General features: G+C 68.0%; 12 protein-coding genes. 9 read left to right on the forward strand and 3 right to left on the reverse strand.

The window, feature by feature from the left end:
- The first annotated feature begins 44 nt into the window (after positions 1-44).
- Positions 45-491, forward strand: coding sequence for a nitroreductase/quinone reductase family protein (locus QSJ19_RS02275; RefSeq protein WP_286318063.1), 447 nt, complete (start codon positions 45-47; stop codon positions 489-491).
- Positions 492-600: 109 nt separating this feature from the next.
- Positions 601-2,118 carry a DNA polymerase IV gene (locus tag QSJ19_RS02280; RefSeq protein WP_286318064.1) on the forward strand — a complete coding sequence of 506 codons (1,518 nt, stop codon included), beginning with the start codon at positions 601-603 and terminating at the stop codon, positions 2,116-2,118.
- A gap of 38 nt (positions 2,119-2,156) precedes the next feature.
- On the opposite strand, the gene QSJ19_RS02285 is transcribed toward QSJ19_RS02280, so the two are convergent.
- Positions 2,157-3,092, reverse strand: coding sequence for an asparaginase (locus QSJ19_RS02285; RefSeq protein WP_286318065.1), 936 nt, complete (start codon positions 3,090-3,092; stop codon positions 2,157-2,159).
- A 228-nt stretch (positions 3,093-3,320) separates the two neighbouring features.
- Here QSJ19_RS02285 and QSJ19_RS02290 point away from each other — a divergent pair, with 228 nt between their 5' ends.
- Positions 3,321-3,875: a WKL family lipoprotein gene (locus tag QSJ19_RS02290; protein WP_286318066.1), complete on the forward strand. Its 555-nt coding sequence runs from the start codon at positions 3,321-3,323 to the stop codon at positions 3,873-3,875.
- Positions 3,876-3,978: 103 nt separating this feature from the next.
- Here the strand turns inward: QSJ19_RS02290 and QSJ19_RS02295 are convergent, their stop codons facing one another.
- A complete protein-coding gene (locus QSJ19_RS02295) occupies positions 3,979-4,968 on the reverse strand; it encodes a hypothetical protein (protein ID WP_286318067.1) in 990 nt (329 codons plus the stop codon).
- On the opposite strand from QSJ19_RS02295, the gene lspA reads away from it, so the two are divergent.
- The 4 genes from lspA (at position 4,960) to QSJ19_RS02315 (ending at position 10,606) form a co-directional block, all read left to right on the forward strand.
- On the forward strand, positions 4,960-5,613 hold the full coding sequence (gene lspA / locus QSJ19_RS02300; RefSeq protein WP_286318068.1) for a signal peptidase II: 654 nt from the start codon (positions 4,960-4,962) through the stop codon (positions 5,611-5,613). The genes QSJ19_RS02295 and lspA overlap by 9 nt on opposite strands.
- On the forward strand, positions 5,606-6,532 hold the full coding sequence (locus tag QSJ19_RS02305) for an RluA family pseudouridine synthase (protein ID WP_286318069.1): 927 nt from the start codon (positions 5,606-5,608) through the stop codon (positions 6,530-6,532). Before lspA ends, QSJ19_RS02305 begins: the two co-directional genes overlap by 8 nt.
- Before the next feature lie 134 nt (positions 6,533-6,666).
- Complete coding sequence (gene dnaE, locus QSJ19_RS02310) at positions 6,667-10,212, forward strand: DNA polymerase III subunit alpha (RefSeq protein ID WP_286318070.1); 3,546 nt, start codon at positions 6,667-6,669, stop codon at positions 10,210-10,212.
- A gap of 136 nt (positions 10,213-10,348) precedes the next feature.
- Positions 10,349-10,606, forward strand: a complete 258-nt coding sequence (locus QSJ19_RS02315) for a hypothetical protein (protein ID WP_286318071.1) — start codon at positions 10,349-10,351, stop codon at positions 10,604-10,606.
- A gap of 89 nt (positions 10,607-10,695) precedes the next feature.
- Here QSJ19_RS02315 and QSJ19_RS02320 read toward each other — a convergent pair whose 3' ends face one another.
- Positions 10,696-11,718 (reverse strand): SMP-30/gluconolactonase/LRE family protein, encoded by a 1,023-nt coding sequence (locus QSJ19_RS02320; protein ID WP_502876070.1) that lies wholly within the window; start codon positions 11,716-11,718, stop codon positions 10,696-10,698.
- 175 nt (positions 11,719-11,893) lie between these two features.
- Between QSJ19_RS02320 and ilvA the strand changes: the two genes are divergently transcribed.
- Both ilvA and QSJ19_RS02330 read left to right on the forward strand, forming a co-directional pair.
- Entirely contained in the window at positions 11,894-13,276 is a 1,383-nt protein-coding gene (gene ilvA / locus QSJ19_RS02325) for a threonine ammonia-lyase IlvA (protein WP_286318162.1), read from the forward strand.
- Positions 13,277-13,639: 363 nt separating this feature from the next.
- Entirely contained in the window at positions 13,640-13,918 is a 279-nt protein-coding gene (locus tag QSJ19_RS02330) for a hypothetical protein (protein WP_286318072.1), read from the forward strand.
- Positions 13,919-14,073 lie beyond the last annotated feature (155 nt).

Genomic DNA, 14,073 nt, shown 5'->3' on the forward strand with positions numbered 1-14,073 from the left:
CACGACTCACCTCGCGACCGGCGAGGACGACGAGAGGACACACCATGACCGCAACGCACTACCGCCCGCCGCAGGGGATGGACAACGGCTTCAACCGCACGGTGCGGTGGCTCGCCGATCGCGGTGTCAACCTGGCCGGCGCGCAGACGCTGACCGTCACCGGGCGCGCGAGCGGGAAGCCGCAGACCGTCCCGGTGAACCCGATGCCGTTCGAGGGGCGCGAATACCTGGTGGCGCCGCGCGGCGTGACGCAGTGGGTGCGCAACGTCCGCGTCACCCCGACCGCCGAACTGCGCCGCGGGCGTCGTCGGCGAGCAGTTCGCCTCGTCGAGGTCGAGCCGGCGCAGCGTGGCCCGATCATCCGCGCCTACCTCGACAAGTGGGGATGGGAGGTCGGCCGGTTCCTGCCCGAGGGGATGACGACCGACCCCGACGACGAGACGCTCGCCGCGCATCTCGAGGATCTGCCGGTGTTCGAGGTCCGTTCCTGAGCTCAGCCCAGGAACGGCGCTCCGACTTGCCGCTCCCGGACGCCGCTCGCGCCTTCCGTCCCGAGGTCGGCGCTCGGAGGGCCGACGCCACGGAACTACGATTCGTCAGATGGTCTCCGACGTCCCGTTCCCGAGCCCCGGTCCGTCCGGGGCCGCCGACGGTGACGGTGCCGGAACGCGCGAGGGGGCCCGGCGCAGCTCGCGCTGGGTGATGCACCTCGACATGGATGCCTTCTTCGCGTCGGTGGAGCAACTGACGCGGCCGACGCTGCGGGATCGTCCAGTGCTGGTCGGCGGAACGGGCGGCCGTGGCGTCGTCGCGGGTGCCAGTTACGCGGCCCGGGCGTTCGGCGCGCGGTCGGCGATGCCGATGCATCAGGCTCGGAGACTCGTCGGCCCCGGAGCCGTGGTGCTCCCGCCGCGCGGGACGGTCTACCGGGTCGTGAGCGCGCGCATCTTCGGCCTCGTGCGCGATGCCATCCCGGTGATCGAGATGCTCTCCTTCGACGAGGCCTTCGGCGAACCGGAGGAGCTCGCGGGTGCGTCGGTGGACGAGGTGACGGAGTTCGCCGAGCGACTGCGTCGTCGGATCCGTGAGACGGTCGGGATCTCGGCGTCCGTCGGATTCGGCAGTGGCAAACAGATCGCCAAGATCGCATCGGGGCTGGCGAAACCCGATGGGGTCATGGCGATCTCGCCCGCCGTCGAGCTCGAGTTCCTGCACGAGCTGCCGGTGCGGAAGTTGTGGGGGATCGGTCCGGTGTCGGGCGATCGCCTGCACCGGTTGGGCATCGAGACCATCGGTGACTTCGCCGCGATGTCGGACCTCGAGGTCGTCTCCGTACTCGGCGCCACGCTCGGACCGGCGCTGCACCGGCTGGCGCAGGGGATCGACGACCGGCCCGTCGCGGAACGAGCGTCGGCCAAGCAGATCAGCGCCGAATCCACCTTCCCCCGCGATCTCGTCGAGCTGTCGGAGCTGCGTCCGGCGATCGAGTCGGCCGCGGAAGGGGCGCACCGCCGGCTCCTGTCCGACGGTCGTGGCGCGCGGACCGTCGTCCTCAAGCTCAAGCGGTCGGACATGTCCGTGCTGACCCGTTCGATGACGCTGCCCGCCGCGACCACCGAACTCGGCGTCCTCACCTCCGCTGCGCAACGCCTCGCGCTCGATCCACGCAGCATCGGACCGATCCGGCTCGTCGGCGTCGGGTATTCGGGCCTGACCGCGGTGCAACAGTTCTCGCTCTTCGGTGAGCTGCACGACGAACTCGGCGACGACGTGAGTCCGGTGGTGGTCGCCGAAGACGGTGTCGAGACGGATGTGGAGGCCGGATTCGTGGCGGCCGGTTCGTCCACTGAATCCGCGGCGCCGCTCGGCGGCTCGACGGACGCCGAGGTCGACGGGAGTGAGAGCCGTTGGGAGACCGGCGCCGACCTCACGCACCCCGATCACGGTCACGGGTGGGTCCAGGGGAGCGGACACGGCGTGGTGACGGTCCGCTTCGAGACCCGCGCCACCGGACCCGGGCGGGCGGTGACCTTCCGTGCCGACGATCCCGATCTCTGTCGTGCCGATCCGCGCGACAGCCTGGCGTGGCCGGACCTGCCGTCTGCGGACCCGGACTGAGCCGAGGCCCGACGCCGGCACCCGACGCGGCGAGCGGGTCAGCCGAGTGCGGTCTCGGCGAAGAACGCCCGCACCGCATCGGTGTCGGCGCCGGTCGACAGCAGGGCGAGGGTGGCGATCCGAGCCTGCGGGGCGCGCAACCACCTCGAGACGACGGCGCCGGCGCGTTCGAGGTCCACGGCCCCGCCGCCACCGCCGTAGGTGGGGATGACCGCGCCGGAGGGGACTCGGGACGTGACGACCACGACCACCCCGGCGGTCACGGCTGCGCTGATCTCGGCGGTGATGTCGGGGTGGGTGTTGCCCGCGCCGGTCGTCGACAGCACGATGCCCGAGGCCTGCTGGGACACCGCGGCAGCGATCAGACCGGGGGAGACCCCCGGATAGAGCTGTAGTGCATCGACGCGAACCCGCGCCGCCGTCGGGACATCGTCACCGACATGCTGGCGGGGCAACGCGTGATGGATGTTGTCGAATGCGATCAACTCCGTCGTCGACGACTTGAAAAGACCACGCGCGGAGAGGATCTCACCTCCGAACGCGATCACCACACCACGACCCCGGACCGTCGGGTCGGACACTGCCGCGAACGCCGTCGCGATGTTCGCCGGCCCGTCGGAGTCGATCGCATCCGACGGTCGTTGCGCACCCGTGAACACCACCGGTCGGTCGTCGCCGTGGAAGAGGTCGGCGAGATACGCGGTCTCCTCGAGGGTGTCGGTGCCGTGGGTCACGACGACACCGTCGACCACAGGATCCGACAGGGCGGCACGGATCGCGCGCACGACCGCGAACTGATCGGCCACCGTCATCGCGGAACTGTCCACCGACATGAGGTCGACGGTCGAGATCTCCGCAACGGGACCGTCGGGGAGCAGATCGCGCGCCGACAGTGCCGGGACCGCGCCGTCCGGAGTGCTCTGGGCGGCGACGGTCCCGCCGGTGGTGATCAGCACGATTCGAGTGGTCGCCATGGTGGTCAAGATTAAGGTGCCCTCCGCCGGGGAACCATCTTTGCGTGCCGACCGTTGCGGCTGCGACGTCGATGTCCCCGGAGAGCGGTTGTTGGGGGCGTGGCCGTGGATTTGGCATAGTGGTGTGAGTTTTGGCGGGCCCGAGGGGGACAATCCGGCCAGAAACTGCCAGGACCTGCGGGGGCGGAGATCCGCCGTGGGCCGGACGAACGACAGTAAGGGAGATCGGTGAAGTTTCCGAAGATCGTGACTGCCGCACTGATCGCGGCATCGGTTGCATCGGTTGCGGCCTGTGGCAGCGATGACAGCGACATCCCGGAGGTGCCGACGGTCTCGTCCGCGGACTCCTCGGCGGATGCCGGAAGCGGTGGGGACAGCGGGGTGACCAACCCGAATCAGCGGCCGTCGGTCGCCACCCTCAACGAGATGCTCAACACGGCGCTGGATCCGAACGTGCCGAACTCGCAGAAGACCGAGCTGGTGGAGGGTTCCTCGGCGGACCCGAAGATCTTCGACGAGCTGGTCAAGGCCAAGCAGGACAACCCGGACGTCACCTACGAGATCTTCCCGCCGGTCATCCCGGCCGGGCCGAACAAGGCGACGGTCAAGGTGCAGGTGAAGCTGCCCGACAACCCGCCGACCAAGCTCGACGCGAGCATCGTCTACGTCGACGGACGGTGGAAGCTGTCGAGGAACACGGTGTGCCCGTTGATCACCGCGAACAACGTCACCACCCCGATGTGCACCGATGCCGGTGGAGCGTCGTCGAAGGCACCCAACTGATCTGACGAGATCGACGGAACGGGCCGGGACAGCATCGTCTGTCCCGGCCCGTTCCGTCATCCGGCGCGGGTGCCGTTCGGGACAGCGCGGAGTCTGCTGTCGGTCAGCGCCAGCCGACCGACAACGAGGTCCGCTGGATCAGGGGCTGGGCAGGATCTGCTCCGAAGAGTTCGCGCGCCCCGTCGACGTCGATGCGGCCGGCCACCGGCAGTCCGCGGGTGAGGTCGAGGGTGACCTGTCCGGTGCCGGAGTTGCTGAATCGGCTGATGTTCAGTGTCTGATCGGACCCGGGGATCGCGAACACGGAGTTGACCGGCGTCTCCTCGACGGTCACGTCCATGGTCAGTCGGTTGCCGTCCCAGGATCTGAGTGTGGCGTCGATGTGCTGGGTCACCGTTGCGGCCGAGGTGATCGTGCGCTCGGCGCGCCACCTCGCGCCCACCGCGATCGGCTCGGTCGGCAGGGGCACCGACAACTGCAGCGACTGCAACAGCGCCTGCTCGACGGCGAGCCGTGCCTCCGGTCCGGCCGATTCCGCGGGCAGCAACCGCAGTGAGATGGGCATCGATCCGGGCCCGATGGCGAGACCCGCCTGCGAGCCCGCGACGGGTCGGAGCTGTCCGTCGAGCCCGGCGTCGGGCGAGGTGACCGTGCCCAGCACCATCTCCACATCGGTCGAGTCGGTGCAGTGAAACCGCGCCTCGAGTGGCATCTCGACCGTCTGGGCCTGCTCGTCACCGACCGCCGCCACCGACGATGTGGTCACCAGCGTCGCCGCCTGTGGGCTGCCCCGGTCCGGCGCCGCGGCCGCCACCTTCCGCTCGCCGGCCCCGGGGTCGGTCACCGTCACCTTCGCCGGCGGGATGGCCAGCAGGTCGACGCCCTCGCGTCCGGACGTCGTCTCCGTGGCGCAACCGCCCTGCTGCGTGGCGTCGGACCCCGTGACGTCGGGTTCCTCGTCCGCCCCGCACCCGGCGAGTCCGATCAGGAGGGCTGCGGCGGCGGCGACACGGGTGCGGCGGGGATACACGGCAGCCAGGGTATTGCAGGCCTCGTGGATGATGGTGAGGTGGATGATGGAGTCATGAGCCAAACGACACCCGGGCCTCGCGAGGGTGGGGAACCCGAGGGCGTCGAGTCGGCGAGCACGGACGAGGGGCGCCGTCGGCGGGCCGTGGTGGCGATCCTGCTCGGTATCGCGGCGACCGTGGTCGGCCTCGATCTGCTGACCAAGACGCTCGCGGTCGCGAATCTCGACCCGATGCGGCCGGTGCACATCATCGGCGATGTGGTGACCCTTCGGCTGGTGCGCAACAGTGGTGCGGCGTTCTCCATGGCGTCCGGCTACACCTGGATCCTGACGATCGTGGCGCTGTGTGTGGTCGTCGGCATCGTGCGGTACAGCGGCCGGCTGCGCTCACCCTGGTGGATTCTCGGTCTCGGTCTGGTGCTCGGCGGCGCCATGGGCAATCTCGCCGACCGCATCTTCCGGTCGCCCGGACCGCTGCGTGGACATGTCGTCGACTTCGTGTCCGTCGGATGGTGGCCGGTGTTCAACGTCGCCGACTCCGCCGTCGTGTGCGGTGCGATCCTGTTGGTGGCCCTGTCGCTCTTCGGATTCGAGTACGACGGATCCCGCACCGGGTGGGCAGCGCGCCACGATCCCGACGAACCCGCCCCCGACGGGGCCCACGACTCCGGTGGTCCCGGCCGCCGGGTGGGGGACGCCGATGCGTGAATCCCGCTCGATGCCAGTACCGGACGGACTCGACGGGATGCGGCTCGACGCCGGCGTGGCCCGCATCCTGGGGTTGTCGCGGACGGTGGCCGCGACACTCGCCGAGGGCGGTGACGTCACGGTGGACGGGGTCGTCGTCGGCAAGTCCCACAAGCTCTCCGCCGGCACCTGGCTCGATGTCACGCTGCCGGCGCCGGCCGAGCCGCTCCGCGTCGAGCCGACCCCCGTCGAGGGACTCGACATCATCTATCACGACTCCGACATCATAGTCGTCGACAAACCGATCGGCGTCGCCGCGCATCCGTCGCAGGGGTGGACCGGCCCGACCGTCGTCGGCGCGCTCGCCGCGGCCGGCTACCGCATCTCCACCTCGGGCGCCCCGGAGCGTCAGGGGATCGTGTCCCGGCTCGACGTCGGCACGTCGGGCGTCATGGTGATCGCGGTGTCCGAGAACGCGTACACGATGCTCAAACGTGCGTTCCGTGATCGCGAGGTCGACAAGGGATATCGCGCACTGGTGCAGGGCCACCTGGACCCGCCGTCGGGCACGATCGATGCGCCGATCGGGCGTCACCGGAGCAGCGACTGGAAGTTCGCGGTGACCGCCGGTGGCAAGCCGAGTGTCACCCATTACGACACGCTCGAGATGTTCGCGTCGGCATCGCTGATAGACGTCCACCTCGAGACCGGCCGCACCCACCAGATCCGGGTGCACTTCTCCGCCCTGCATCACCCGTGCTGCGGGGACCTGACCTACGGCGCGGACCCGGTCCTGGCGCAGCGCCTCGGCCTGGAACGGCAGTGGCTGCATGCCCGCTCGCTCGCCTTCGCCCATCCCGCCGACGGACGGCGCGTCGAGTTCACCAGCCCGTACCCGGCCGATCTCCAGGCCGCGCTCGATCTCCTGCGCGAGGACTGAGCCACCCGTCCTTCGGACGCGTGGCGGCGCGTTTCCCGACACGCGCCACCGACACGCCGACAAGGCGCGAAAGCGTCAGTGCCGCGTCATACAGTGATCACGACCCCGCGACCCGAAAGTGACCCCACTTGCCGATGTCCAATTCGTTCGTCCACCTGCACAACCACACCGAGTACTCCATGCTCGACGGTGCCGCGAAGGTGTCGCCGCTGTTCGCCGAGGCCAAACGTCTCGGCATGACGGCGATCGGGATGACCGACCACGGCAACATGTTCGGGGCGAGCGAGTTCTACAACACCGCGGTCAACAACGACATCACGCCGATCATCGGCATCGAGGCCTACATCGCGCCGGAATCGCGGTTCAACACCAAGCGTGTCACCTGGGGCACCCGCGATCAGAAAGACGACGACGTCTCCGGCAGCGGCGCGTACACGCATATGACGATGGTTGCGGAGAACGCCACCGGGCTGCGCAACTTGTTCAAACTGTCGTCGCTGGCCTCCATCGAGGGGCAGCTCGGCAAGTGGTCGCGCATGGACGCCGATCTGATCGCCGAGCACGCCGAGGGCATCATCGCGACGACCGGCTGCCCGTCCGGTGAGGTGCAGACGCGCCTGCGGCTGGGGCAGGAGCGTGAGGCGCTCGAGGCGGCCGCGAAGTGGCAGGAGATCTTCGGCAAGGAGAACTTTTACCTCGAGCTCATGGAGCACGGTCTCGAGATCGAGCGGCGGGTCCGTGACGGACTGCTCGAGGTCGGTCGCAAACTCGGCATCAAGCCGCTGGTCACCAACGACTGCCACTACGTCACAAAGGACCACGCGAAGAGCCACGAGGCGCTGCTGTGCGTGCAGACCGGCAAGACGTTGTCGGACCCGACGCGATTCAAGTTCGACGGCGACGGATACTTCCTGAAGTCCGCCGACGAGATGCGTGCACTCTGGGATGACGTCGTGCCCGGCGCCTGCGACAACACGCTCGAGATCGGGGAGCGGGTACAGAGCTATTCCGAAGTCTTCGCCCACCGCGACCGCATGCCGGTCTTCCCGGTGCCCGAGGGGGAATCGCAGCAGACCTGGCTGCGCAAGGAGGTCGCCGAGGGCCTCGCCGAGCGCCGGTTCGCGGGGACCGAGGTGCCGGTCGAGTACCAGGAGCGCGCCAACCACGAGCTCGACGTCATCATCCAGATGGGATTCCCGGCCTACTTCCTGGTGGTCGGCGATCTCATCCGCCACGCGCTCGAGGTCGGCATCCGCGTGGGGCCCGGGCGAGGTTCGGCAGCGGGTTCGCTGGTCGCCTGGGCACTCGGGATCACCAATATCGACCCCATCAAGTACGACCTGCTGTTCGAACGGTTCCTCAACCCCGAACGCGTGTCCATGCCCGACATCGACATCGACTTCGACGACCGTCGGCGCGGCGAGATGGTGCGGTACGCGACGCAGCGGTGGGGTAGCGAGAAGGTCGCCCAGGTCATCACCTTCGGCACCATCAAGACCAAGGCCGCGATCAAGGACTCGGCCCGCGTTCAGTTCGGCCAGCCCGGGTTTGCCATCGCCGACCGGATCACCAAGGCGCTGCCGCCGCCGGTCATGGCCAAGGACATCCCGGTCTGGGGCATCACGAACCCGGATCACGAGCGGTTCAACGAGGCCGCCGAGGTGCGCACGCTCATCGAGACCGATCCGGACGTCAAGAAGATCTACGACACCGCACTGGGTCTCGAGGGCCTGATTCGCAACGCGGGCGTGCACGCGTGCGCGGTGATCATGTCGTCGGAACCGCTCACCGATGCGATCCCGGTGTGGAAACGCGCCCAGGACGGCGCCATCATCACCGGCTGGGACTATCCGTCGTGTGAAGCCATCGGCCTACTGAAGATGGACTTCCTGGGACTGCGCAACCTGACCGTCATCGGCGATGCGATCGAGAACATCAAACTCAATCGCGGTATCGACCTCGACCTGGACACGCTCGCGCTCGACGATGCGAAAACCTTCGAGTTACTTGCGCGCGGGAACTCTCTCGGCGTGTTCCAGCTCGACGGTGCGGCCATGCGCGAACTACTCAAACGGATGCAGCCCAACGCGTTCGAAGACATCATCGCGGTCAACGCCCTGTACCGGCCAGGACCGATGGGCATGAACGCCCACAACGACTACGCCGACCGCAAGAACGGGCGCCAACAGGTCAAACCGATCCACCCCGAGCTCGAGGAGCCACTCGAGGACATCCTCTCCGAGACCTACGGCCTCATCGTCTACCAAGAGCAGATCATGCACATCGCGCAGAAGGTAGCGGGGTATTCGCTTGGCCGAGCCGATATCCTGCGTCGCGCCATGGGCAAGAAGAAGGCCGAAGTGCTCGCCGCCGAGTTCGAGGGTTTCGAGGCCGGAATGAAGGAGAACGGGTTCTCCTCAGCCGCGATCAAGGCGCTGTGGGACACCATCCTGCCGTTCGCCGGATACGCGTTCAACAAATCCCACGCGGCCGGCTACGCGCTCGTCGGGTACTGGACGGCCTATCTCAAGGCGAATTACCCTGCCGAGTACATGGCGGGTCTGCTGACCTCGGTGGGTGACGACAAGGACAAGTCGGCGATCTATCTCGCCGACTGCCGCAAACTCGGGATCACCGTCCTACCGCCCGACGTCAACGAGTCGCAGCGCAACTTCGCGGCCGTCGGCACCGACATCCGATTCGGCCTGGCCGCGGTGCGTAACGTCGGCACCGGCGTGGTGTCGTCGATCCTCGCCGCGCGCGAGGAGAAGGGGAAGTTCACCAGCTTCTCCGACTACCTGGGCAAGATCGACGTGACGGCCTGCAACAAGAAGGTCACCGAATCGCTCATCAAGGCCGGCGCCTTCGACTCCCTGGCCCATCCTCGCAAGGGCCTGTTCCTGATCCACGGCGACGCCGTCGAATCGGTGATCGGCACCAAGAAGGCCGAGGCGATCGGCCAGTTCGACCTGTTCGGTGACGCCGGCGGTGCCGACGACACCATGGCCGAGGTGTTCGCGGTCAAGGTGCCCGACGAGGAATGGGACTCCAAGCACAAGCTGGCACTCGAACGAGAGATGTTGGGGCTGTACGTGTCCGGTCACCCGCTCGGCGGTGTCGAGCACGCGATCGCCGCGCAGACCGACACGTCCATCACCGCACTGCTCGAGGGGTCGGTCCCCGACGGCGCGCAGATCACCATCGGCGGGATCATCTCGTCGGTGAACCGCCGGGTGAACAAGAAGGGCGAGCCGTACGCCGTCGTGACCCTCGAGGACATGGTCGGTGGTGTCGAGGTCTACTTCTTCCCGCGGTCGTTCTCCGTGTTCGGGCTCGACATCGTCGCGGACAACATCGTGCTCATCAAGGCGCGGGTCAACGTCCGCGACGACAGCACCATGATCAGTGCCAACGACCTCGCCGTCCCGGACCTGGCCGCGGTCGGCACCGCCAAGCCTGTCGCGCTGACCCTCAGTGCTCGCGCCTGCACACCGGACCGGGTGCAGGCCCTCAAGCAGGTGCTGTCGCGGCATCCGGGTACCGCCGACGTCCACGTGACTCTGGTCAGTGAGCAGCGCTCGACGCTCCTGCGGCTCACCGACGCACTCCGGGTCACCCCGAGTTCAGCCCTCATGGGCGACCTGAAGGCCTTGCTCGGCCCCAGCTGCATGAGTGGCTGAACTGCGACGATACGCCGATCGGCGGATATCCGAACGCCAGGTTTCGGCCACCCGAACATTTTAGTCCAGTCTGAGTTACACTCGGAGACGTGGAGATCGCCCAGCCCGCGATCACCGCCGACATCGAGGAGTGACGATGACCGCAGCGAATCCGACAGCACTGGTCGAGGTACGTTCCGGACACGGTCGTGCCGCCGACGCACCCGTCGTCGACATCGCCGGTGTCGAATGGCCGACCCACAAGGTGCACGCCGTGATCGCCGCACTCGTCGTCGCGCTGATCGCGTTGACGATCACCGGCTCCGCGTCCGCGGTCGCGTGGTCCTCCGGTGTGGCGTTGGTCGCCGTGTGGTGGGCCGAGCGTGCCTGGTATGCGCTGCATCCGCGCCCCTGATCGGCACCGGACCCGCATCCCTCCGCGTGGACGGCAACCCGATCTGCGCCGAGGCGCACCCTGATGGTCATCGACGGCAGGCTCCGCCGTCAGGCTCCCGGGTGAGCCGCTGTCGTGGCCGGGTCGAACCCGCCTGGGATCTCGTAGATCCGGCCGTCGAAGCCGGCCCGGTAGAGGTGGCCGGCGGAGAAGCCCTGACCACCGCGACCGTACGAGAGCACGCTCGACAGCGGGAGCCCGGATGCCAGGACGCAGTAGCGACCCGGTGCGGTGATCCGCACGACCTGCCCTGCCGCGTTGAACGGCACCACCGGCCGCTCCCGCGAATCCAGCGTCAGCCCGTCGGGCGTGGCGGTGATGTCACCGCCGAGGTTCAGCAGGCTCTGCACGACACGAGGATTGGCCGTCGAGATCCGGCTCACCCCAGGATTGACGAACGTCCGCGACACATACAACCACCGATCGCCCCGGCCGAGCACGGCCCCGTTCGCGCTCGGCAGCGATCCCCAGTTCGCCTGTACTGCCCCGTTCGGATATGTCCGGCCGATCAGATTGCCGAAATCATTGGTGGCATACACGATTCCGTTGCCCGCGACGTCCATGCCGTTGGCGGCGGACAATCCGCGGACCCATGGTCGCAACGCCAGGTTTGCGGTGTTGAGTCGCGCGATCCCGGCGTGCCGCAGCGCATCTCCGACGACCACCCGGGCATCGGCCCCGTAGCCGACGAGTAGTGCGCCGTCGCGCGCCCACGCGAGAGCACCCGCACCCCCGTCGGGAACCCGCGCGATCGGGACGGCAGGTGCACCCGGGCGCGACAGCCGGAACACCCGCCCGGAGTTGAGATCCGTGGTGTACAGGCGACCGCCTGCATCGACGGTGAGGCCCTCCAGCGCGGCACCCGGCACCGTCCCCACCAGGCGCGCGGGTTGGCCCGCGCCGGGGCAGACCGGTGCGGCGTTCGCCTGTGGGGCGGTGACGGCGGTCGCCAGGCCCGCGGTCACCGCGGTCACCGCGGCCGCCGACACCGCCGCGACGACACGGCGTCGGCGGGTGCGGCGAACACGGGGCCGGGGTGACGCCGACGGGGTCGAGAAGGTGCGTCCGAACATGGTGGGCCTCCCATATCGGTGTGCGTCGTCCCGCCATCGGATCGCCGGACCGGCGCGCAGTCGGCGGTGTACGACAGGATCGTTGACCTGTTGCGGAGTCTAGGCCGTGGACCAGCGCACGTCGACCACCACACGTCGACCACCGCGCGCGCCGACGACACGTGCAGGTGAGAGCATAGAGGTCGTGAGTACCCAGCAGGCACCGGTTCATCAGCATTCCTCGTTGACCGGCGACGCCGTCGTCGCCGCCGTCCCGCGAATTGCCGACGCCATTGCCCGCACCCCGCTCGAGGACGCACCGCGACTCTCCGCGGCCGTCGGTGCCCGTGTCTTCCTGAAGCGGGAGGATCTGCAGACGGTCCGCTCCTACAAGATCCGTGGCGCGTACAACGTGATGGCCCAGCTGTCCGAGCAGGAACTCTCCCGCGGCGTCGTCGCGGCGAGCGCCGGCAATCACGCACAGGGCGTTGCCTATGCATGCCGCACCATGCAGGTCTCTGGTCGGATCTACGTCCCGACGACGACTCCGAAGCAGAAGCGTGACCGAATCCTTTGGCATGGAGGCGATTTCGTCAAGCTGATCGCTGTGGGGGAGACCTACGACGCCGCCGCGGCGGCCGCTCAGGCCGACGTCATGCGTACCGGGGCCGCCTGGATCCACGCGTTCGACGACACCCGTACCGCGGCCGGCCAGGGCACGATCGCCCACGAGATCGTCGACCAGCTCGGGCGGTTGCCCGACGTGGTGGTGGCGCCGGTCGGTGGTGGCGGCTGCCTGGCCGGGATGGCGACCTACCTCCGTTCGCTCAGCGACGACGTCGCGATCGTCGGTGTCGAACCCACCGGCGCGGTCTCGCTGTCGGCGGCGCTGGCGGCGGGTGGGCCCGTCACGCTGGAGACGATCGACCCGTTCGTCGACGGTGCCGCCGTCAAACGCATCGGCTCCATCGGTCATCGGGTGATGGCGGAACTCGGGGCGACGATCGTGGCGCATCCCGTGCTCGCCGATGTCGCGCCTCGGCCTGCGGTGCCGGTCCTCGACGCGGACGTCCGGCACACGCCGTCCCCCGGAACCGCGCACATCATGCACGTCGACGAGGGCGCCATCTGTTCGACGATGCTCGGGCTCTATCAGAACGAGGGCATCATCGCCGAGCCCGCGGGCGCACTCGCGGTGACCGCGTTGGCCGACCTCGACCTCCCGCCGGACGCCACCGTGGTGTGCCTGATCTCGGGCGGCAACAACGACGTCTCACGCTACGGCGAGATCATCGAACGTTCGCTGGTGCACCAGGGTCTCAAGCACTACTTCCTCGTCGACTTCCCGCAGGAGCCGGGGGCGTTGCGCCGGTTCCTCGACGACGTGCTGGGGCCCGACGACGACATCACACTGTTCGAATACGTCAAGCGCAACAACCGCGAGACCGGCGCCGCGCTCGTCGGCGTCGAGCTCGGGGAGCCCGAAGGCCTCGCCGGACTGATGGATCGGATGTCGCATTCGCGGCTGCACTGTGAGCGGCTCGAGCCGGGAACCCCCGCCTACGACTATCTGACGTGAGTGCTGGGCTCCTGTGTCCCTTCAGGTGCAAGCTGTTCGATTGAGGTGCGGCTGCTCTATAAGCATTGACACGCACATTCACGGCTTGATGCTTGCGTGGCGGCACGGCGGGAGGAGGAGTCTCCGCGCGTTCACTGCGAAGTGCATCGCCGCGATCGTTACGGTAGCCACGATCATCGGAGCGCCCCCGACCATCAGCAAGCCCCAGAGACTGGTCCAGTGCGTCAGCCCGTAGACGGTCAGTGCAGCGAGCGCAGCGACAGCCACCCACGACATCCACCACCGCATCGTCAGCGCAGCGGCCGCTGGTGGGGCGCCGAGCAATGTTGTATTCGACTCAGTGACCGGGAATAGTGGGAAACCATGATCGCACGGCGATACGGTCCGAAGAAGCGCCGAACCGTTGTCGTGGATGGCGAAACCTTCGATGTGGTCGAGGGTGCGAGCGGATCCATCTACAAGTGGGTATCGGGACCCAACCCGGACTATGGATTCACTACCCGCTGCATCAAGCACACCTTGACGGTCAGTGATCGGGGGACGGTGCCTCCACCTCACGAGATGACGGAAGACCACGAACGCAAGATCCGAGACTTTCTTCAAATGATCGATCCCGAAACAGGATTCATCACAGATGACTGATGTGTAGGTCTGACGTACAGCCATCGGGTTGCCGCCTGGAGTGCAATCTCCTGGATCGGTCCGGCGGGCCGATTGGGGGCTGTCTCACCGTCGATGACGAGGCTCGGAGCGTTGTCGGACTCACGACATGGGTCTGACACGAGGCCAGCCGATGA

It is taken from the genome of Gordonia sp. ABSL11-1 (assembly GCF_030315685.1).
GTDB lineage: Bacteria > Actinomycetota > Actinomycetes > Mycobacteriales > Mycobacteriaceae > Gordonia.